Source organism: [Micrococcus luteus] ATCC 49442 (assembly GCF_010367585.1).
Taxonomy (GTDB): Bacteria; Actinomycetota; Actinomycetes; order Actinomycetales; family Micrococcaceae; genus Arthrobacter; species Arthrobacter luteus_A.
In genome coordinates this window covers 830,925-852,505 of the sequence record NZ_JAAAXP010000001.1, presented here as the reverse complement: position 1 = coordinate 852,505, position 21,581 = coordinate 830,925, and the positions used below count along the sequence as shown (strand labels likewise).

Below are 21,581 nucleotides of genomic sequence, written 5' to 3'. Positions count from 1 at the left end.
ACGGGCATTCGATGGCGTTCCGGGCCTTCTTCGCCCTCCCTGCGGACAAGTTCTCAACGGCCAACGGCCAGCACACCAACGCCATCCATGGCTTTACGTCGATGCTGATCAACCTGATCAAGGAACAGAAGCCCACCCATATCGCGGTGGCCTTCGATGTTTCGGATGAGACCACCCACCGCAAGGCCGAGTACAGCGACTACAAGGGGGGCCGCAACGAAACTCCCCGTGAGATGAGCGGCCAGATCGATCTCATCGACAAGGTCATGCAGGCCTGGGGCATCAAGACCATCAAACTGCCGGGCTATGAAGCTGACGACATCCTGGCAACGCTCTCCGTGCTGGGGGAGAAGGCGGGCTACGAGGTCCTCCTGGTCACCGGCGACCGTGATGCGTTCCAGCTCATCACGGACAACGTGTTTGTGCTGTACCCGCGGAAGGGCGTCAGCGACATTCCCCGGCTGGATGCGGAGGCCATCAAGGAGAAGTACTTTGTCACGCCCCCGCAATACTCGGATCTTGCCGCCCTGGTGGGCGAGTCCGCTGACAACCTTCCAGGCATTCCCGGGGTCGGCCCTAAGACCGCGGCGAAGTGGATCAACCTTTACGGCGGGCTGGAGGGCGTCCTTGAGCACATCGATGCCATCGGCGGGAAGGTGGGCGATGCGCTCCGCGAGAATGTCGAGGACGTGAAGCGCAACCGCCGCCTGAACCGGCTCCACACTGACCTGGAACTGCCGGTCACCCTGGATGACCTGGCCGAACCGCGGCCGGATGAGGCCGCCCTGGAGCAGCTGTTCGACGAGCTTGAATTCAAGACCATCCGCGCCCGGCTCTTCGCCCTCTACGGCAGCGAGGAGCTGGAACCGGCTGAGCGCGAAAGCATCGACACACCCGGGTTCGTGACTCCCGCCAATGCAGCGGAACTAAGTACTTTCCTTGCTGCCGGCAGCGGGGAACGCTCAGCGGTCGCCGTCGACCTTGTGCCCGGGCGCATCGGTGAGGACGCCGCCGCGCTGGCCATCGTCCGTGATGGCGCTGCCGTATACATCGACCTCGCCGCGCAGGACGCAGCCGCTGAGAACGTCCTCTCGGAGTGGTTGCGGAACGAGGCAGCTCCGAAGGTCATGCACGGCTACAAGGCAGCCCTGAAAGCCCTCTCCAGCCGTGGCCTGGGTCTGGAAGGCGTGGTGGATGACACGTCGATTTCCGGATACCTGATCCAGCCCGACCGCCGCACCTATGAGCTGGCCGAACTGGCACAGCACCACCTCAACATCAGCATTTCGGCCGAAACGTCCAAGGCCGGCCAGCTGGAGCTCGCGTTCGACGGCGACGACGCTGCAGCCGCGGGCGCCCTGGTGCAGGTGGCGGCAGTGGTCCAGGCCCTTAGCCGGCACTTCGAATCCGAACTGACCGAACGCAAGGCAAGCGACCTGCTCACCACGTTGGAGCTGCCCGTCAGCCGCGTGCTGGCCGACATGGAAACCGCCGGAATCGCCATCGACATGGCGCGGATGGACGAACAGCTCGCGGATCTGTCCAAGGTCATCGACAACGCCCAGGAGCTGGCCTTCGCCGCCATCGGCCACGAGGTCAACCTTGGCTCGCCCAAACAGCTGCAGACTGTTCTCTTCGAGGAACTCCAGCTGCCGAAGACCAAGAAGATCAAGTCCGGCTACACCACCGATGCCGCGTCGCTGAAGAACCTGCTGGAAAAGACCGGGCACGAATTCCTGGTCCAGCTCATGGCGCACCGCGAATCCTCCAAGCTGCGCCAGATGCTGGAATCACTCAAGAAATCCGTCACCGAAGACGGCCGGATCCACACCACGTACGCCCAGAACGTGGCGGCCACGGGCCGGATCTCCTCGAACAACCCCAACCTGCAGAACATCCCCATCCGCAGTGAGGAAGGCCGGCGCGTCCGCGGCATCTTCGTAGTCAGCGAAGGCTATGACTGCCTGCTGTCTGCGGACTACTCGCAGATCGAAATGCGCATCATGGCCCACCTGTCCGGGGACGCCGGCCTCATCCAGGCCTACAAGGACGGCGAAGACCTCCACCGTTTTGTAGGCTCGAACATCTTCCACGTCCCCACCGAGGAAGTCACCAGCGCCATGCGCTCCAAGGTCAAGGCCATGTCCTACGGCCTCGCCTACGGCCTGACCTCGTTTGGCCTGTCCAAGCAGCTGGAAATCTCCGTGGACGAGGCCCGGACCCTCATGAAGGACTACTTCGACCGCTTCGGAGCCGTCCGCGACTACCTCCGCGGCGTGGTGGACCAGGCCCGGATCGATGGCTATACGGCCACCATCGAAGGCCGCCGCCGGTACCTCCCGGACCTCACCAGCACGGACCGGCAGCTGCGAGAGAACGCCGAACGCATCGCGCTCAACTCGCCCATCCAGGGATCAGCCGCGGACATCATCAAGCGCGCCATGCTGGGCGTGCACGCTGAACTGGCGGCCCAGGGGCTGAAATCGCGGATGCTCCTGCAGGTCCACGACGAACTGGTGCTGGAAGTGGCCAAGGGCGAGCGGAAAGCGGTGGAGAAGCTCGTCACCGAACAGATGGGGTCCGCGGCGGACCTCAGCGTTCCGCTGGATGTCCAGATCGGCGTCGGTCCCAGCTGGTACGACGCCGGCCACTAGCCGGCGGGGCCCCGGCGGCGGGGGAGCGTTTGGCGTGTTGTTGCTGGCCAGGCGCCGGATTCATTGGTTAGGCTCGGCGGTGAGGCCGCCGTCGAACGCGTTGAAACGGAGGAGCCGGACCTGACTCTGGATGTCTCGGCGCTGTCTTCGATCTATCTGGGCGCTGTTTGCCCCGTGACGCTGGCGGCGGCGGGAAGGCTCTGCGAGCACAATCAGGGCGCCGCCCAAAGGGCGCGGCAAATGTTCGCGGTGGAACGTGCCACGCACTGCCTGACCCACTTCTGACGACGTTCCGCGGCCGGGCCGCGTAGCCGGACCTGGAACGGCACGCGCCGCGGGCGCCACGCTTTGACCCGTGTTGGCCGCTGCGACTAGACTGAAACGCGCGTGTACTACGTGCATGTTCTCTAAAATCCACAGAATCAGGATGACCCGGCAGATCCATGCGGTCTGCCGCAACCTGTGCCTGCGTTCCATAACGCGGGTGCGGCGGTTTGCCTGACCGACTAACTATCCACAACGGAGCCCCTACTACATGACCATCACCTCCACCGAGAAGCCCGGTACCCCCGTAGTCGCGATTAACGACATCGGTACCGCTGAGGACTTCCTCGCAGCAGTCGACGCCACCATCAAGTACTTCAACGACGGAGACCTCGTCGAAGGTACCGTCGTCAAGGTCGACCGCGATGAAGTTCTGCTCGACATCGGTTACAAGACCGAAGGTGTCATCCCCTCCCGCGAGCTGTCCATCAAGCACGATGTTGATCCCGGAGACGTCGTCTCCGTTGGCGATCAGGTCGAAGCCCTGGTGCTCACCAAGGAAGACAAAGAAGGCCGCCTGATCCTCTCCAAGAAGCGCGCTCAGTACGAGCGTGCCTGGGGCGACATCGAGAAGGTTAAGGAAGAAGACGGTGTTGTCACCGGTACCGTCATCGAGGTTGTCAAGGGTGGTCTTATCCTCGACATCGGTCTGCGCGGCTTCCTGCCCGCATCCCTCGTCGAGATGCGCCGTGTGCGCGACCTTGCTCCGTACATCGGTCAGCAGATCGAAGCCAAGATCATCGAGCTGGACAAGAACCGCAACAACGTTGTGCTGTCCCGCCGTGCATGGCTCGAGCAGACCCAGTCCGAGGTCCGCTCCACGTTCCTCAACAAGCTGGAAAAGGGCCAGGTCCGTCCCGGCGTCGTTTCCTCCATCGTCAACTTCGGTGCATTCGTGGACCTGGGCGGCGTAGACGGCCTCGTTCACGTTTCCGAGCTGTCCTGGAAGCACATCGACCACCCGTCCGAGGTTGTCGAAGTTGGCCAGGAAGTCACCGTCGAGGTCCTCGAGGTCGACCTGGACCGCGAGCGCGTTTCGCTGTCGCTCAAGGCTACGCAGGAAGATCCGTGGCAGACCTTCGCCCGCACCCACGCCCTCGGCCAGGTTGTTCCGGGTAAGGTCACCAAGCTGGTTCCGTTCGGTGCGTTCGTTCGCGTCGAAGACGGCATCGAAGGCCTGGTTCACATCTCCGAGCTGGCAGTCCGCCACGTGGAGCTGGCTGAGCAGGTTGTCTCCGTTGGTGACGAGCTGTTCGTCAAGGTCATCGACATCGACCTCGAGCGCCGCCGCATCTCCCTCTCCCTCAAGCAGGCTAACGAGGGCGTTGACGCCGAGTCCACCGAATTCGATCCGGCTCTCTACGGCATGGCCGCCGAGTACGACGAAGAAGGCAACTACAAGTACCCGGAGGGCTTCGATCCGGAGTCCAACGAGTGGCTTGAAGGCTACGAGAACCAGCGCGCCGCCTGGGAGCAGCAGTACGCTGACGCCCAGACCAAGTGGGAAGCACACAAGAAGCAGGTTGCCCAGCACGCTGCCGACGACGCTGCTGCTGCAACGTCCGGTGACAGCGATTCCGGCACCACCAGCTACTCTTCGGAGCCTGCTGCCGAGTCCAACGCCGGTGCAGGCACCCTTGCATCCGACGAGGCTCTTGCTGCTCTGCGTGAGAAGCTGACCGGCAACTAATTGCCACTTGTCCGGGGTTTCCCGGACTGGCACAGCAGGCCCCCGCCTTAGGCGGGGGCCTGCTGTGCTTAACCCGCCATCTGACTGGCAGCAAACGCACTCAAACGCGCGTTTGGGTGCGTTTAGTGCGAGTCAGTGTGGGAGTACGACGGCGGCACTCACGGCGCCGTCGTCGTCGTGCGTTAAAAGGGCTCCCGCGCCGCCCAGGATCCGCTGGGCGCCGATGTTGCCGGCGGTGGTCCGGGCGACGACCTGCAGCAGCCCGGCACTGCGGGCCTCCGCCAGAACCAGCTTCAGGGCGGCTGTACCGACGCCGCGGCCACGGAAACTCCGGCCCAGCCAGATACCCGTCTCCGCTGTGTTCAGGTCCGCGGTCCTCTTCAACCGGATCGAACCGGCCGGTGTCCCGTCGCACAGGACCGCCCAGCTCTTCTCCTGCGACGGTCCGTTGAGCCCGCCCGCGGCTGCCCGGTGGTATGCGCGGAACCACTGACTCCGTTCGAGATTCCAGCCGGACCCGCTGCCCAAGGGCGGTGTCACCTCGTCCGGCAAGGCATCATCCTGGGCCAGGTGCAGGAGCGTTTCCAGCATGGCTTCATCAACGTCAGCCAGGCGGACCTCAAGGGAGCGGGACATCGAGCCACTCTGTCCCGCCGGGCATAAGGTCCACTGTTCCGGCCGTGAACTGCAGCATGCGCTCCACGGCAGCCTCGAGCTCCGCCGGGTCGTCAGGGATCGCCACGCGCAGGACCGTCTCCCGGGCACCATAACTGGTTTCTGCCATCACGAATCCCGCCGCCCGCAGGTCATTCTCCAGCCGGCCGGCAGCAGCGTGGGGCACGTGTGCGGCGCAGATCCGCAGCCGGCGGCGCCGGACCAGCGGTGCCTGTTCAAGGGCAGCGGACACAGATTCCGAATAGGCGCGTACCAGGCCACCCGCGCCCAGCAGGATGCCACCGAAATAGCGCACGACGACGGCGCTTACGTCGCTAAGGTCCGTCACCCCGGGGGCGGTCTCCCGCTTGAGGATCGCCTCCACCATGGGGAGCCCGGCGGTGCCGGAGGGTTCGCCGTCGTCATTGGACCGCTGGATGTCCCGGTCCGGTCCTACGACGAAGGCCGAGCAGTGGTGCCGCGCGTCGTGGAACTCGCGGCGCAGCCCGGCCACCAGGTCACGCGCAGTTTCCTCATTCTCAGCGCGACGCAGCACAGTGATGAACCGTGACCGCTTGATCTCGATCTCATGCCGGAAGCCAGGGCCGGGGGCGAGCGTGGTGTAGGACGTTGCCCGGCTCTCTTGCTCTTGCACCGCCCAAGTCTAACGAGGTCGTCGAGGTGTTGGGGGATAGGCTGGGGGAGTGCTCAAAATCGGGTTGACGGGCGGTATCGCCTCAGGGAAGTCAGTGGTCGCCTCGCGGCTGGCCGGGCTCGGTGCTGTCCTGGTGGACGCTGACGCGTTGGCCCGGGAGGTGGTGGAACCTGGTACTCCGGGACTCGACCGTGTAATCGAGGCGTTCGGGCCCGGCATGCTCGACGCCGGCGGCCGGCTTGACCGCGCCAGGCTGGGCGCCCTGGTGTTTGGCAATCCCGCCCAGCTGGCCGTGCTCAACGGCATAGTTCACCCGCTGGTCCGCGAGGCCGCGGCACGCCTCATCTCGCAGGCTCCGGTCGGCGCCGTCGTGGTCCAGGACATCCCCCTGCTGGTCGAGTCAGGGCAGGCCGCCCATTTCCATCTGGTGCTGGTTGTGGACGCGCCTGACGAAGTCCGGATCGCCCGCATGCTCGAACACCGGGGCATGACCCGCGAGGAAGCAGCCGCACGCATGGCAGCTCAGGCCACGCGTGCTGACCGGCTCGCTGCGGCCGACGCGGTCCTGGACAACTCCGGTTCCGTCGACATGCTGCTGGCGCAGGTTGACCGGCTCTGGAGCGAACGGCTGGTTCCGTTTGCGGATAATCTTCGCCGCGGTGTCAGGGCGGCCAGGGCCGGCGCGGCAGTCCTTTCCGCGCCGCAGGCGGAGTGGGCAGCGCAGGCCGGGCGGCTGGCGTCCCGGATCATGGCCGCCGCGCCGGACCACATCCTGGCTGTTGACCATATCGGCTCCACGGCAGTGCCGGGGCTGGCTGCGAAAGATGTGATTGACCTCCAGGTCACAGTGGCAGACCTTGCAGCTGCGGACACGATCGCCCCGCAGCTGGCGGCGGCCGGCTTTCCGGCAGTGCCGGGGGCCGGCTTCGATACTCCCAAGCCGGCGGACCCGGACCCGTCACGGTGGCAGAAGCGCTTTCACGCCAACGCGGATCCTTGCCGGGCCGTCAACGTTCACGTCCGCCCTGCGGGATCACCCGGCTGGCGTTATGCACTGCTCTTCCGCGATTGGCTCCGGAGCGACCCCCAAGCCGCCGCCCTGTATGGCGATCACAAGCGGGCCCTGACTGAACAGTTTGCCGGCACCAGGGGCACCCACGCCTATGCGGAGGCGAAGGAGCCGTGGTTCACGGAGATCGCCTGGCCGCGCATGGACGGGTGGGCCGCGCGCACAGGCTGGCAGCCGCCGTCGTACGTTTCCCGAACTCCCCGCACCTGAGCGGAATTGTTCGCCGGTAACGGATCACGGCCTGGCTGTCGGTCCCCGGTTGTAGATTAGATGCATGAGCCTTGCGCAGGAGATCAACCGTGTTGTAGCGCCCTTCGAGGTCATCAGCGAATTCCAGCCCGCGGGAGACCAGCCCGCGGCCATCGCAGAACTGACGGAGCGGATCAAAAACGGCGAAAAGGACGTTGTCCTGCTTGGTGCCACGGGTACGGGTAAAAGCGCCACCACGGCCTGGTTGATCGAACAGGTCCAGCGCCCCACCCTGGTGATGGTCCAGAACAAGACACTCGCCGCCCAGCTGGCCAATGAATTCCGCGAGCTCCTGCCAAACAACGCTGTGGAGTACTTCGTCTCCTACTACGACTATTACCAGCCTGAGGCATACGTCGCGCAGACGGACACCTTCATCGAGAAGGACTCCTCCATCAACGAGGAGGTTGAACGGCTCCGCCACTCCGCCACCAACGCCCTGCTGACCCGCCGTGACGTCATCGTGGTTGCCACCGTGTCCTGCATCTACGGCCTCGGTACGCCGGAAGAGTACATCGCCGGCATGGTCACGCTCCGCAAGGGGGCGGAGATGAACCGCGATGACCTGCTCCGGAAGTTTGTCGCCATGCAATACGCGCGCAACGACATGGATTTCCACCGGGGCACGTTCCGGGTCCGTGGCGACACCGTGGAAATCATCCCCATGTACGAGGAACTGGCCATCCGGATCGAATTCTTCGGTGATGAAATTGAGAACATCCACACCCTCCATCCGCTGACCGGGGAAGTGATCCGGGACGAAGAGGAGATGTACGTGTTCCCGGCCTCGCACTACGTTGCCGGTCCCGAGCGGATGGCCCGCGCCATCAAGCGGATCGAGGACGAACTGGCGGAACGGCTGCAGGTCCTGGAAAGCCAGAACAAACTCGTCGAAGCCCAGCGGCTCCGGATGCGCACCACCTATGACCTGGAAATGATGCAGCAGATGGGGTTCTGCAACGGCATCGAGAACTACTCGTCACACATCGACGGGCGGGCCCGTGGCACCGCACCGCACTGCCTCCTGGACTACTTCCCGGACGATTTCCTGCTGGTGATTGATGAGTCACACGTCACTGTGCCGCAGATCGGGGCCATGTACGAGGGCGACATGTCCCGAAAGCGGAACCTGGTGGACTTCGGCTTCAGGCTCCCGTCGGCCATGGACAACCGCCCCCTCAAGTGGGATGAGTTCCTGGAACGCGTTGGCCAGACCGTCTATCTCTCGGCCACTCCCGGCAAGTACGAACTGGGCAAGGCGGACGGCTTTGTCCAGCAGATCATCCGGCCCACCGGCCTCATCGATCCCGAGGTGGTGGTCAAGCCCACGAAGGGCCAGATCGACGACCTGCTCGGTGAGATCAAGACCCGGACGGCGAAAAACGAGCGTGTCCTGGTCACCACTCTCACCAAGCGCATGGCCGAGGACCTTACCGATTACCTGGTGGGCCACGGCATCAAGGTGGAGTACCTCCACTCCGACGTCGACACCCTGCGCCGCGTGGAACTGCTCCGCGAACTCCGGATGGGCGTCTTTGATGTTCTGGTGGGCATCAACCTGCTCCGCGAAGGCCTTGACTTGCCCGAAGTCTCGCTGGTGAGCATCCTCGACGCGGACAAGGAAGGCTTCCTGCGGTCCTCCACATCGCTGATCCAGACCATCGGCCGTGCCGCCCGTAACGTCTCGGGCCAGGTGCACATGTACGCGGACCGGATTACCGACTCCATGGCCCACGCCATCGATGAGACCAACCGGCGCCGTGCCATCCAGGTTGCCTACAACACCGAAAAGGGCATCGATCCGCAGCCGCTGCGGAAGAAGATTGCCGACATTACCGATCAGCTGGCCAAGGAGGACGCCGACACCCAGGAGCTGCTGAACAACAACCGCCTGGCCAAAGGCGCCAAACGCGGGAAGTCTGCGGCCAAGGGTGCTGCGCAGGTCCGCAAGGACGGCCTCGCCGCTGCGCCGGCCGAAGACCTCGTGGGCCTCATTGAGCAGCTCACGGAACAGATGCACGGCGCGGCCGCGGAGCTGCAGTTCGAAGTGGCCGCCAGGATCCGTGACGAAGTCAGCGAACTCAAGAAGGAACTGCGCCAGATGCAGGCAGCCGGCCACGCTTAGGAGACGGCGCGGCGTGCCGAACGGCGGACGTGTTCCTGAGCGTAGGGGTGCCTGCTGTACAGTTAAGGTCACGTAGGGGAGTATCCCAAGCGCTACGATCGTCAACACGCCAGGCATAGTTGCCTGGCCGGGCGTAGCGGGTCGCCGATTCAGCACCAAGTGCACAGGCCGGCCGGAGAGACTTACACAATTTCTTTGTACCCTGCGAAAGGCTACCCTGTGCTCGATTTGCCCGTGTGGTTCGAGGTTGGCTCCTTTGTCATCCTCGGCCTGATTCTCCTGATTGACCTGTTGCTGGTCATCCGCCGTCCCCACGAACCTTCCATGAAGGAAGCCGGCCTGTGGGTGGCGTTCTACGTAACGCTCGCCCTGGTGTTTGCGGGCGCCATGTTTGCCTTCACGGGCCCGGAATACGGCGGGCAGTTCGTCGCCGGCTGGGTGACGGAATACAGCCTGAGCATCGACAACCTGTTTGTCTTCATCATCATCATGGCCAGGTTCTCCGTTCCCCGGAAGTACCAGCAGGAAGTGCTGATGGTGGGCATCATCATCGCGCTCATCCTGCGTGGCATCTTCATCCTCCTCGGCGCCATCGTCATCGAGCAGTTCAGCTGGGTGTTCTACATCTTCGGCGCCTTCCTGCTCTGGACTGCCTGGAAGCAGGCCCAGGACGAAGGTGAGGACGAAGAGGACAAGGAAAACCCGCTCATCGCCGGGATCCGCAAGATCATCCCCATGTCGGAGAAGTTCGACGGCGGCAAGCTCCGCACCACGGTGGACGGCAAAAAGGTCTTCACCCCCATGCTGGTTGTGTTTATCACCATCGGCATGACCGACCTCCTCTTCGCCGTTGACTCTATCCCCGCGATCTTCGGCCTGACCCAGAGCCCGTTCATTGTCTTCACCGCCAACCTGTTCGCCCTCATGGGCCTGCGCCAGCTGTACTTCCTGCTGGGTGGCCTGATGAACCGCCTTATCTACCTGAAGCACGCCCTGTCCTTCATCCTGGCGTTCATCGGCGTAAAGCTGGTGCTGCACGCGATGCACGTGAACGAACTGCCGTTCATCAACGGTGGCAACCACATCGAGTGGGCTCCTGAGATCCCCACGTTCGTGTCCCTGGCCGTCATCGTGGGCACCATCATCGTGGCCGTTATTGCCAGCCTCCTGAGCTCCAAGGCAAAGACGGCGCACCTGGACCCGCGCCTCGAGGAAGATGCCAGGAAGAGCCTCAGCGACTCCGAGTAAGCGCGCTCTTTACCAAGCCCCTCCAAGCAGTCCCGGCCGCACATTGGCCGGGACTGCCTGCTTTAAAAACCCCTGTAGCAGCGGTTCGCCGAGGACTATGCTCGAACCATGGCCCGCATCCTCATGACGGAAAGCGGAGTGCACCAGGTGCAGCGCCGCACCGTGGTGCTGCTGGGTGCAGCCCAAATCTTTGGCGGCATCGGGACGGGCGCCACCGTGTCCATCGGTTCCATCCTTGCGGTGGAACTCTCCGGTTCCACCGTCTGGGCAGGAGCTGTGGCCACCGTGATGACGCTTGGCGCCGCCCTGGCCGCGTTGCCGCTCGCATCACTGGCCGACCGCCGCGGCCGCCGCATCGGCCAGGTCACGGGCCTTTCCGCAGCGCTGGCAGGCACTGTGCTCATCGTGCTGTCCGTGGTCTCAGGAGTTTTTGTCCTGCTGGTGCTGGGGGCGGCGGGCATCGGCGTGGGCACCGCCGCCAGCCTGCAGGCACGCTTTGCCGCCGTCGACCTTGCCGACGATGACCACCGCGGCAGGGCACTGTCCGCCGTTGTCTGGGCTATGACGGTGGGCGCCGTCGCCGGCCCCAACCTGATCCAGCCCGGCACGGCAGTGGGGCAGGCCCTCGGACTGCCGCCCGTTGCCGGGCCGTTCGTGATCGCTGCAGCGGGGCTCTTGCTGGCCATTGCGCTGCTCTTCGCCGGCCTCAGGCCGGACCCCCTGCTGTTCGCCCGCGAACTCGCTGCCCGGGAACGGGGTGCGGAGCACCCGGACGACGGCGGCGCGAAGCCGGCTGCCCGCCCCAGCGCGGCTGCCGCAGCAACCGCTCAAGGCCCGCCGCCGCAGGCCGCCGGCGGATCGCTGACGCGCGGACTGCGGGCCGTCCGCGCGTCGAGGCCGGCATTGCTGGCTCTGGCCGCCGTCGTCGGCGCCCACGCGGTGATGGTGGGCGTGATGTCCATGACCCCGCTGCACCTGCAGGACCTCGTGGCCGGTCCAGCCGCATCGCATGCCGGCCATGCCGCCTCCGGCGATGTGCTTGTCATCATCGGTTTCACCATCTCCCTGCACATCGCGGGGATGTTCGCCCTGTCCCCGGTCATGGGATGGCTGACTGACAAGGCGGGCAGGACGGAGACCATCATGATTGGCTTCGCCACCCTGCTCGCCGCCGTTGTTGTCGCCGGGTTTGGCCAGCAGTCAACGGCGGCAGTGGCCGCAGGCTTGGTCCTGCTCGGCCTGGGCTGGTCTGCGGCCACCATTGCAGGCTCCACCCTGCTGGCGGAAAGCGTCGGCCAGGAGTCCCGGGTGGTGGTCCAGGGCGTATCGGACACACTGATGGGTGCCGCCGGCGCGGTGGGCGGGGCCACCTCCGGCCTGATCCTCAGCTGGGCCGGTTACCTGGGGCTTAACCTGGCAGGCGGCGTCGTGGGAGCCGCTGTCCTGACAGCCGCATGTGTGTCGCTGCTGGCCCGGCGGCGCAACCCGGCCGCCGGCTCCGTGGGCACCTCAGCCGGCAGCTGAACTTCCGGAGCGCACCATCCCCAGCAGCCGGCCGAAGATGGCCTCACCGTCATCGGCGATTCCGTCGTGGTGGAAGTCTGCCGTCTCCCAAACCTGCAGTCCACGGACTGCAGCGGCCGTTTCCAGGGACAGGTCGCGGTCCACATAGATGTCGTCCCGGTAGACGGCCGCGGCAACCGGCACGCTGTTAGCGGCCAATTGCACGCGGTCGTACAGAGGTTTCCAGTCGGTCTTGGCGGCGAGCAGGTGGGCCACCGGCCGGAGCGGCTTCAAGGCAGCGTCCTGGTCGAAATACCACGGATACACCATCTCTCCGGTCAGCAGCAGCGGCTCGGCCTCCGGATGGAATTCCGGGTGTTCCGCCAGCACACGCCAGGCAGCCCAGCCGCTCGCCTGGCCCTGCCCGTAGATCGACTCGTGCATCAATGCGTAGAGCGGGTTGGCGCTGCGGGACACAATTCCCTGCACCTGGTCCAGGAAGGCGTCCGAGAGCCTGTCCCCGTCCGGTGTCTGTGTGAAGGCGTCTTCCAGCAGGTAGTGAAGGCCGTCCACCCGGGTGTTTCCGCCCAAAAACGCGCCCACCATCTGGAACCGTTCCACGGTAAGCAGGCCGCCGTCCGGCAGGTATTCCCCGGTCCGGCGAAGGTGCGCTGCGATCCGCTCCACGGTCAGCCGGTCTTCCGGATACCATGCAAAGTACTCGGAATTGCGCGCTGCGACCCGGGGGAACGTGGCCCGGTAGACGTCGTCGGCAGGTCCGGACAACGGCGCCAAGCCGCCGGTGATGAGTGCTTCCTTCACGCCTCCCGGCGCAAAGGACAGATAGGTCAGCGCGCAGAATCCGCCATAGCTTTGCCCGTAGATGGTCCACGGGCCGGAGCCGAGGGCCGCCCGGATCAGTTCGGCGTCCGCCACGATCGAATCCGCCCGGAAGTGCTCCAGATAGGCAGCCTGCGCCTCAGCCGTCCCGCGTGCCGGGAGGGTGTTCCGGTCGACGGGGGTGGAGAGGCCGGTGCCGCGCTGGTCCAGCATCAGGATCCGGAAATCGCGGGCGGCAGCCTTGCTCCAGCCGCCGAGCGAGGCGAGCCTGTTGCCGCGCCCGCCCGGGCCGCCCTGAAGGAACAACAGCCAGGGAAGGCCCGCCGCTTCAGCCTCGCTGTGCTCCGCGGAAACATATTCACGCGCGAACACGGTGACGGTCTCGGGCCTGCTGCCGGCCGGGGCCGGGCCAAAGTGGTCCAGGGGAACGGTGAAATAATGTTCGGTGGTGCGCATCCCCCGGAACTCGTGGCGGCCCTTCACCGTATGAGGGACAGATTTCAGCGTTCGGGTTGCCACGGACGAACGAGCCTGCTCAGGCACGGGCGTCAGCAGGGACACTGGTGCCAAAGCTCTCCAGTGCGTCCCCGGTCAGCCGGAACGTGGACCAGCCGTCCATGGGACGGGCTCCAAGGCTCCGGTAGAAGTTGATGGACGGTTCGTTCCAGTCCAGCACGCTCCATTCCACCCGGGCGTAGCCTTTGTCCACGGCGAGGGCGGCCAGGTGCTTCAGCAGCGCCTTCCCGTGGCCCTCACCGCGGGCATCCGGGCTCACATAGAGGTCCTCCAGGTAGATGCCGTGAACGCCCTCCCACGTGGAGTAGTTCAGGAACCATAATGCAAACCCCTGGACCTCGCCCCCGGCGTTCTCGGCCATGGTGGCGAACACCCGGGGATTCTCGCCAAAGAGGACCTCGGAGAGCATCTCCGGAGTGTTGCGCACGGCCTCGGGTTCCTTCTCGTAGATGGCCAGTTCGTGGATCATCTGCAGGATGGCGGGGACGTCGTGCGGGGCGGCGGGGCGGATTACACTCATGGTTCGAGTTTACTAGGGGGCCTCACAGCCGGTTGACGCCGGTCACCCGGACCACGGCCGTGCCGGTTTCGTCCGAGGCTGCCAGATCCACTTCCGCCGAGATGCCCCAGTCATGGTTGCGCGCCGGATCGTCGAAGATCTGCCGGACCTTCCAGAGCCCGGGCTCTTCGCTGATGATGAGCAGGCCCGGGCCGCGGGCATCCGGTCCGGTGCCGATGTCGTTATGTTCGTCGAAATAGTCGTCCAGGACGTCTTCCCAGCGCTCCGCATCCCAGCCCGCGCCGGCGTCGAGCTCCGCCAGGGCCCCCGCATCCTCGTCCGCGAACAGCTCCACACGCCGGAACATCTCGTTGCGGACCATCACGCGGAAGGCGCGGATGTTGGACGTCAGCGACGGCGGCGGGGGAGGGGGAGCGTCGTGCGGCGTGGGCGCCGCGCCGGAGGTCAGTTCTTCCCATTCGTCCAGGAGGCTGGAGTCGACCTGCCGCACCAGTTCACCGAGCCAGGCGATGAGGTCCTCGAGGTCCTCGCGCAGCATGTCCTGCGGGACCGTCTGCCGCAATGCCTTGAAGCAGTCCGCCAGGTACCGCAGCACAATTCCCTCGGACCGGGCAAGGCCGTAGAACTGCACGAACTCGCCGAAGTTCATGGCACGCTCGTACATGTCCCGGACCACAGACTTGGGCGCCAGTTCAAAGTCACCCACCCAGGGTGCGGCCTTACGGTATACCTCGAACGCCTCGCCGAGGAGCTCCGCCAGCGGCTGCGGGTACGTGACTTCGTCCAGCATCGCCATCCGCTGGTCGTACTCGATGCCGTCCGCCTTCATGGCGGCGACAGCTTCTCCCCGGGCCTTCTTTTGCTGGGCGGAGAGGATCTGCCGCGGCTTTTCGAGGGTCGCCTCGATCACGGACACCACGTCCAGTGCATACGACGGCGAATCCGGGTCGAGCAGTTCCAGCGCCGCCAGCGCAAACGGCGAGAGCGGCTGGTTCAGCGCAAAGTTGGCCTGCAGGTGGACGGTGAGCCGGACGGTCCTGCCGTCGGCGCCCTGTTCCGCCGCGGGAATACGCTCCACCACCTCGGCTGCGAGGAGCTCGCGGTAAATTCCCAAGGCCCGCTTCATGAGCCGCAGCTGCGATGCCCGCGGCTCATGGTTCTCGGTCAGCAGCCGGCGTGCTGCCGCAAACGGGTCGCCGGGGCGCTCCATCAGGTTCATGAGCATCGAGTGCGTCACGCTGAAACTCGAGTTCAAAGGATCGGGCACGGATTCGACGAGCCGCTTGTAGGTGGGTTCACCCCAGGACACAAAGCCCTCGGGCGGTTTCTTCCTCACCACCTGGCGGAGCTTCTTCTGGTCATCGCCGAACTTGGCTGTTGCCTTGGCCATGGCTTTCACGTTCTCGATCACGTGCTCCGGTGCCTGGACCACAACCGTGCCCGCGGTGTCGTACCCTGCCCGGCCGGCGCGCCCCGCGATCTGGTGGAACTCACGGGAGTTAAGCAGCCGGGTGCGTACGCCGTCGTACTTGCTCAGAGCGGTGAGCAGGACGGTACGGATGGGCACATTGATGCCCACGCCCAGTGTGTCCGTCCCGCAGATCACCTTGAGCAGGCCGGCCTGGGCAAGCTGTTCCACCAGCCGCCGGTACTTGGGCAGCATCCCGGCGTGGTGGACCCCAATGCCGTGCCGGACCAGCCTGTTAAGGGTTTTGCCGAACCCGGCGGCAAACCGGAAATTCGCGATCAGCTCTGCTATTTTGTCTTTTTCTTCCCGCGTGCAGACGTTGATGCTCATCAGGGTCTGCGCGCGGTCAATGGCCTCGATCTGGCTGAAATGGACCACATAGACCGGTACCTGGCGCGTGGAGAGCAGTTCCTCCAGCGTCTCGTGGACCGGGGTCTCGTGGTAGTAGTAATGCAGCGGAATGGGGCGTTCGGCAGAACTGACAGTGGTGGTGGGGCGGCCGGTGAGTTCTGTGATTCCGTCCTCAAAGCGGCTGACGTCGCCCAGCGTGGCGGACATCAGGAGGAACTGGGCCTGCGGCAGCTCCAGCAGGGGAACCTGCCATGCCCACCCCCGCTGCGGATCGGAGTAGAAATGGAACTCGTCCATGACCACGGAGCCAAGGTCCGCACCGTCGCCTTCGCGCAGGGCGATGTTCGCAAGGATTTCCGCCGTGCAGCAGATGATGGGTGCGTCCTGGTTGACGCCCGAATCGCCGGTGATCATGCCGACATTTTCCGCGCCAAAGATGTCGCACAGGGCGAAGAACTTTTCGGAGACGAGGGCCTTGATGGGGGCCGTGTAGTAGCTGCGCCGGCCCCGCGCCATGGCCTGGAAATGCGCCGCAATGGCAACCAGCGATTTCCCGGACCCTGTGGGGGTGGCGAGGATCACGTTGGCGCCGGTTGCCAGCTCCATGATGGCCTCGTCCTGGGCGGCGTACAGCTCCAGGCCCCTGCTTTCGGTCCATTCAAGGAACAGGGTGTAGAGCGCGTCCGGATCCATGCCGGCGCCGGAGTGGGTCGAGGCGGACAGGACAGACAGCTGGTCAACGAGTTTCATTGTTTTCCAGCTTAGTGCCCTTCAGGTGGCGGACATCCGGGCAGTGAGGGGCTAGGCTCGCGGTACTGCCAGCCAGACCAGAGCACGGAGTGAAACTGTGAAGTGGGATCCCCTCAAATACGTCCAGTTCGGTGATTACCGCGACCGCCCGTTTTTTGACCTGACGGGACGGATCCATGCCGATCAGCCCGGTGAGGTGGTGGACCTGGGGTGTGGTCCCGGGAATCTGACAGCCACTCTCGCCCAGCGGTGGCCGACGGCGAAAGTTGTCGGGCTCGATTCCTCCGCTGAGATGCTGGCGAAGGCCGCAGGGCAGGCATCAGCGCATCCGGGACTGAGTTTCAGCCTGGCCGACATTGCCGGCTGGGCGCCCGCGCCGGAAACCGACGTGGTGGTCACCAATGCCGCGCTCCAGTGGGTTCGCGGGCACCGGGACATGCTGCCCCGCTGGCTGGCGGCTCTCAGGCCAGGGGCCTGGTTCGGAATGCAGGTGCCGGGTAACTTCAATGCGCCGTCACACGCCCTGATGCGGGAACTGGCCGGCTCGGCGCGATGGGCGCCCCGGTTGGACGGTGTACTCCGCGGCGGTGAATCCGTGGGGGAACCCGCCGACTACCTGCGCATCATGCTTGACGCCGGCTGCACTGCCGACGCCTGGGAAACCACCTATCAACAGGTCCTGCGCGGACCCGATCCCGTGCTGGAGTGGGTGCGCGGCACGGCATTGCGGCCAGTGCTGGCGGTTCTTTCCGACGAGGAGGGGAAGGCCTTCGAATCGGAGTACGCCGCTTCCCTGCGCGCTGCGTACCCGGATACGCCCCATGGCACAGTCTTTCCATTCAGGCGGATCTTTGCCGTGGCGCAAAAGCCATTGACCACTTAAACTCCATTCGATTGATGTTCTCTACAGGATCCGTATAGTTGTATGACTGGATAAGAACATTTCGCTTGGCTACAACAACAAAGCGGCTTCTGGGGGTGGCGGCCAACCGCAACCTCATCGGCCTCCCAACTGATCCTGGAGGTGCGGTGCTTTTCGCCTTGCTCACCCGGCTGCTGGCCCGCCACAAACTTCCCGTTGCGGCCATCGTGGTTCTCCAGCTTGTGCAGACGGCAGGCATCCTGCTGCTGCCCACCATCAACGCTGCCATCATCGACGACGGCATCGTCGCCGGGAACACACCGGCAATTTTCCGGCTGGGCAGCGACATGGCCGTGGTGGCTGCAGTCCAGGCGGTGGCCGCCATTGCTGCAGGCTATCTCGGTGCCGTTGTGGCTATGGCGCTCGGTCATCAGTTGCGGGCGGAGATGTTTACAAAAATCCAGCTGCTTTCCTCCCAGGAGGTGGCCGTCTTCGGCACCCAAAGCCTGGTCACCAGAGCTACCAACGACACCCAGCAGATCCAGTCCTTCGCAGTCCTCGTGTTCACCATGCTCGCGGCAGCACCCGTCATGGCGGCCGGCGGGATTTTTCTCGCCTGGCAGCAGGACATCGTGCTTTCGGGCATCGTCATCGTCATCATCCCCCTGCTTCTGCTCATCATGTACCAGATCGTGCGCAGGCTCGTTCCCCTCTACCGGCAGGGCCAGAACCTCCTGGACCGCACGGGGCAGATCCTGCGCGAACAGATGATCGGGGCCAACGTCATCCGGGTCTTCGTCCGCCAAGGGCACGAAACGCGGCGCTTTGCCGGGGCAAACAAGAGTCTGTCGGGAAACAACCTGCAGTCATCACTGCTCGTGGCTGCGATGCTTCCGCTGATCATGATCGTGGTGAACCTGTCATCCGTGGCCGTAGTGTGGTTCGGCGGCCACCGGGTGCATTCCGGGGACATGAAGATTGGCGCCCTCACCGCATTTATCGCCTACATCATGCAAATTCTCCTGGCCATCATGATGGCCATGTACGTTCTGATGACAGCCCCCCGCGCTGCTGCGTGCGCCGAGCGGCTTAACGCGGTGCTCAATACCCGGCCTGCTGTCCACGACAGTCCCGTTTCCCCCATGACCGATGAACCGCCGGCCCTCGACGGCAGTGTCACCTTCAGTGACGTCAGCTTCGCCTATCCGGGCGCCGAAACCCGCGTCCTCGAAAACATCAGCTTCACGGCCGCTCCCGGCACTACCATTGCTGTCGTCGGATCGACAGGGAGCGGCAAATCGACTCTGCTCAGCCTGTTGCCCCGCTTCCTGGATGCCACAGCGGGCGAGATCACTATCGCCGGCAGGAACATCCGTTCGCTCCCTTTGGACGTCCTCCGCAACGCCATGGCGGTGGTCCCGCAGCGGTCGCATCTTTTTACCGGGACCATTGCAGCAAACCTGCGGGTCGGCGCACCGGAAGCGACAGAGAGCCACCTGTGGAAAGCGCTGGAAACCGCCCAGGCAGCAGCGTTCGTCCGGGAACTGCCCCTCGGCATGGCCACTGAAGTCGGACAAGGCGGCACGAACCTTTCCGGCGGGCAGCGCCAGCGTATCTGTATCGCACGCGCCCTCGTGAAGCAGGCTCCCATCTATCTCTTTGACGATAGCTTCTCGGCGCTGGACTTCGGCACGGAGAGCCGGCTCAGGGACTCCCTGGGCACTGCACTTGGCACCGCAGTGGTGATCGTGGTGGCGGAACGGATCTCCGCCGTCGCCGGAGCGGACCGGATACTAGTGCTTGACGAGGGACGGCTCGTAGCGGAGGGGACACACCAGGAACTGCTGGAGCATTCTGCCACGTACCGGGAAATCGCCGAATCGCAATTGGCCTTGGAACACCTGCCATGACAGCGGCGCCGTCAGGGGCGGCGGAATCATTCTGGCCTGCCGTGCGCCGGCTGCTGGGCCTCCTTCGTCCCTTCCGATGGCGGATGCTGGGGGCCGTGGCAGCCACGTGCGCTTTTGCCGGACTGAACGTCACGGCGCCGTTCTACCTCGGAAAAGCCACGGATGTTGTGGTCAACGGGTTTCACAGCGGTGTCTTCGAGGGGCAGAGGCTGGGACGCCTCCTGGCCGCCGTCGCCTTGATGTATGTCTGTGCTTCCGTTTTCAACTGGGTACAGGGAAAGCTGACCGCGGACTCTGTCCACGGCCTGATGTACAGCCTCCGGGCTTCGGTGGAGGACAAGGTGCACCGGCTTCCGGCCACCTACTTCCAGGCGAAATCCAGGGGGGATGTCCTGAGCCGGGTCACCAATGACATTGACAACATCTCCCAGGCGCTAAGCCAGGTCCTGACCCAGCTGATCCTGTCCGTCCTGATGTTGTCTGGAGCCTTGGCCATGATGCTCTGGATCTCCCCGCTCCTGGCACTCGTGGCCCTGGTCTCCGTGCCGGTGTCCACCTTGGTGACAGTCCTCGTGGCGAGGAAATCCCAGGCCCATTTCGCCCGCCAATGGACTGAGACCGGCGAACTGAACGCCCACGTGGAGGAATTCATCACCGGGCATGAGGTCATCAAGGCCTTCGGCCACCAGGATCAGGCTGCGGAGGTTTTCCGTGCCAGCAACGACCGCCTGGCAAGGGCTTCCGCGCGTGCCCAGTATTCTTCCGGCCTCGTCCAGCCCCTGATGATCCTGATTGCCAACCTCAATTACATCGTGGTGGCAGTGGTGGGCGCTTTCCAGGTCACCCTGGGAGCCATGACAATCGGCGGCATCCAGGCGTTCATCCAGTTCAGCAGATTGTTCAGCCAGCCCGTGAGCCAGATCGGCGGCATGCTCAATGTCATCCAGTCCTGCGCCGCCTCAGCACACCGTGTCTTCGAACTCCTGGATGCCGCGGACATCCCGCCTGAGCCGGAGCTTGGCCATGGCCCGGAAGACTCGGGCGGGCCGATTGTCTTCCACGATGTGTCGTTCGGCTACACGCGGGAAGCCCCGGTTCTCCGCGGACTGTCATTTGAGGTGGAGCCGGGACGCACCGTCGCGATTGTCGGCCACACCGGTGCGGGCAAGACCACGATCGTGAATCTCCTGATGCGGTTCTACGCCCCGGACACGGGACGGATCACCATCGGCGGAACCGACATCGCCGGCATTCCCCGCGATTCCCTGCGCGGGCGTTTCGGCGTGGTGCTCCAGGACCCCTGGCTCTTCGCGGGGACCATCCGGGAGAACATCGAGTACGGCCGTCCCGGCGCCACGGAGGCAGAGATCACCGCAGCCGCCGAAGCAAGCCATTTGGGTCACTTTGTCCGGTCGCTGCCGGCGGGCTATGACACCGTCCTGGACAACGCCGGGGACCCGCTCAGCCAGGGCCAGCGCCAGCTGATCGCCATCGCACGGGCCCAGCTCGCCGACCGCAGCGTGCTGATCCTCGATGAGGCCACCAGCTCGGTCGATTCGCGGACCGAGGTCCTGATCCGCAACGCCATGGAGAGGTTGCGGCAGGGGAAAACCAGCTTTGTCATAGCCCACCGTTTGTCTACGGTCCGGGACGCTGATCTAATCTTGCTCATGGATGACGGACGCATTGCCGAGCAGGGAACACACCAAAGCCTCCTGGCTGCAAACGGCCGCTACGCCAGGCTTTACAAGGCGCAGTTCGCCGGCCGCGCAGGCGGCGCCGCGACGCTTGAGGCCGGACGATGACCGCAACCGCACCGTTTCCCGGCACCTGGAAGCCGAACCAGGCCAGCACAGTGGCTCTCTTTGAACAGTTGCGGCTCCAGGTGATCCGGCTCGCCGATAACGGCGGCCTTCCGCCCGGCACCAGGCTACCCGCAGTGCGTGCTTTGGCGCAGACCCTGGAGGTCGCTCCGCATACAGTGGCGCGGGCCTATAAGGAGCTGGAGGCAGCCGGCGTGGTGGCCACCAAGGGACGGAACGGCACGGTTGTCTGTGCCCGTAATGAGCGGGCGGATGCGCTCACTGTTGCCGCCACCACATATGCGGCAGCGGCAAAGGCCCAGGGCGCCACGTTTGCGGAGGCCGTCCAGCTGCTGGCGGCAGCCTACGACGCCCACTAGCGGGGCCCGCA

15 protein-coding genes and 1 pseudogene are annotated in these 21,581 nt (G+C 64.8%); 11 read left to right on the top strand and 5 right to left on the bottom strand.

Annotated features, from left to right (window positions below; all coding sequences use genetic code 11):
• The first annotated feature begins 11 nt into the window (after positions 1 to 11).
• The 3 genes and pseudogenes from polA (at position 12) to rpsA (ending at position 4,668) form a co-directional block, all read left to right on the top strand.
• On the top strand, positions 12 to 2,654 hold the full coding sequence (gene polA / locus GUV69_RS03960; RefSeq protein WP_244292836.1) for a DNA polymerase I: 2,643 nt from the start codon (positions 12 to 14) through the stop codon (positions 2,652 to 2,654).
• Positions 2,655 to 2,729: 75 nt separating this feature from the next.
• Positions 2,730 to 2,939 (top strand): annotated as a pseudogene (locus GUV69_RS03955) (sterol carrier protein domain-containing protein); the annotation flags it as partial.
• Between the two features lie 250 nt (positions 2,940 to 3,189).
• Positions 3,190 to 4,668 carry a 30S ribosomal protein S1 gene (gene rpsA / locus GUV69_RS03950; protein WP_164199925.1) on the top strand — a complete coding sequence of 493 codons (1,479 nt, stop codon included), beginning with the start codon at positions 3,190 to 3,192 and terminating at the stop codon, positions 4,666 to 4,668.
• Between the two features lie 132 nt (positions 4,669 to 4,800).
• Here the strand turns inward: rpsA and GUV69_RS03945 are convergent, their stop codons facing one another.
• Both GUV69_RS03945 and GUV69_RS03940 read right to left on the bottom strand, forming a co-directional pair.
• Positions 4,801 to 5,304, bottom strand: coding sequence for a GNAT family N-acetyltransferase (locus tag GUV69_RS03945; protein ID WP_164199923.1), 504 nt, complete (start codon positions 5,302 to 5,304; stop codon positions 4,801 to 4,803).
• Positions 5,288 to 5,977: an IMPACT family protein gene (locus GUV69_RS03940; RefSeq protein WP_164199922.1), complete on the bottom strand. Its 690-nt coding sequence runs from the start codon at positions 5,975 to 5,977 to the stop codon at positions 5,288 to 5,290. Before GUV69_RS03940 ends, GUV69_RS03945 begins: the two co-directional genes overlap by 17 nt.
• Positions 5,978 to 6,026: 49 nt before the next feature.
• Here GUV69_RS03940 and coaE point away from each other — a divergent pair, with 49 nt between their 5' ends.
• The 4 genes from coaE to GUV69_RS03920 all read left to right on the top strand — a co-directional run bounded on the left by coaE (position 6,027) and on the right by GUV69_RS03920 (position 12,192).
• Complete coding sequence (gene coaE / locus GUV69_RS03935) at positions 6,027 to 7,256, top strand: dephospho-CoA kinase (protein ID WP_164199920.1); 1,230 nt, start codon at positions 6,027 to 6,029, stop codon at positions 7,254 to 7,256.
• A 64-nt stretch (positions 7,257 to 7,320) separates the two neighbouring features.
• On the top strand, positions 7,321 to 9,420 hold the full coding sequence (uvrB, locus tag GUV69_RS03930; protein ID WP_164199918.1) for an excinuclease ABC subunit UvrB: 2,100 nt from the start codon (positions 7,321 to 7,323) through the stop codon (positions 9,418 to 9,420).
• Positions 9,421 to 9,639: 219 nt separating this feature from the next.
• Positions 9,640 to 10,668 carry a TerC family protein gene (locus GUV69_RS03925; RefSeq protein ID WP_164199916.1) on the top strand — a complete coding sequence of 343 codons (1,029 nt, stop codon included), beginning with the start codon at positions 9,640 to 9,642 and terminating at the stop codon, positions 10,666 to 10,668.
• Positions 10,669 to 10,776: 108 nt separating this feature from the next.
• Positions 10,777 to 12,192: an MFS transporter gene (locus tag GUV69_RS03920; protein WP_164199914.1), complete on the top strand. Its 1,416-nt coding sequence runs from the start codon at positions 10,777 to 10,779 to the stop codon at positions 12,190 to 12,192.
• On the opposite strand, the gene GUV69_RS03915 is transcribed toward GUV69_RS03920, so the two are convergent.
• The 3 genes from GUV69_RS03915 to GUV69_RS03905 all read right to left on the bottom strand — a co-directional run bounded on the left by GUV69_RS03915 (position 12,178) and on the right by GUV69_RS03905 (position 16,616).
• Positions 12,178 to 13,467, bottom strand: coding sequence for an alpha/beta fold hydrolase (locus tag GUV69_RS03915; RefSeq protein WP_164206206.1), 1,290 nt, complete (start codon positions 13,465 to 13,467; stop codon positions 12,178 to 12,180). The genes GUV69_RS03920 and GUV69_RS03915 overlap by 15 nt on opposite strands.
• A 79-nt stretch (positions 13,468 to 13,546) precedes the next feature.
• Positions 13,547 to 14,047 (bottom strand): GNAT family N-acetyltransferase, encoded by a 501-nt coding sequence (locus GUV69_RS03910; protein WP_164199912.1) that lies wholly within the window; start codon positions 14,045 to 14,047, stop codon positions 13,547 to 13,549.
• A gap of 22 nt (positions 14,048 to 14,069) precedes the next feature.
• The gene (locus tag GUV69_RS03905) at positions 14,070 to 16,616 is read right to left on the bottom strand and encodes a DEAD/DEAH box helicase (RefSeq protein ID WP_164199910.1); all 2,547 of its coding nucleotides are present in this window, start codon (positions 16,614 to 16,616) and stop codon (positions 14,070 to 14,072) included.
• Positions 16,617 to 16,713: 97 nt separating this feature from the next.
• Between GUV69_RS03905 and GUV69_RS03900 the strand changes: the two genes are divergently transcribed.
• The 4 genes from GUV69_RS03900 (at position 16,714) to GUV69_RS03885 (ending at position 21,570) form a co-directional block, all read left to right on the top strand.
• Positions 16,714 to 17,499, top strand: a complete 786-nt coding sequence (locus GUV69_RS03900) for a trans-aconitate 2-methyltransferase (protein WP_164199908.1) — start codon at positions 16,714 to 16,716, stop codon at positions 17,497 to 17,499.
• Between the two features lie 146 nt (positions 17,500 to 17,645).
• A complete protein-coding gene (locus GUV69_RS03895) occupies positions 17,646 to 19,388 on the top strand; it encodes an ABC transporter ATP-binding protein (protein WP_164206204.1) in 1,743 nt (580 codons plus the stop codon).
• The gene (locus tag GUV69_RS03890; RefSeq protein ID WP_167525079.1) at positions 19,385 to 21,193 is read left to right on the top strand and encodes an ABC transporter ATP-binding protein; all 1,809 of its coding nucleotides are present in this window, start codon (positions 19,385 to 19,387) and stop codon (positions 21,191 to 21,193) included. Before GUV69_RS03895 ends, GUV69_RS03890 begins: the two co-directional genes overlap by 4 nt.
• Positions 21,190 to 21,570, top strand: coding sequence for a GntR family transcriptional regulator (locus GUV69_RS03885; RefSeq protein WP_164199906.1), 381 nt, complete (start codon positions 21,190 to 21,192; stop codon positions 21,568 to 21,570). The genes GUV69_RS03890 and GUV69_RS03885 overlap by 4 nt, the downstream gene beginning before the upstream one ends.
• The last annotated feature ends 11 nt before the right edge of the window (positions 21,571 to 21,581 follow it).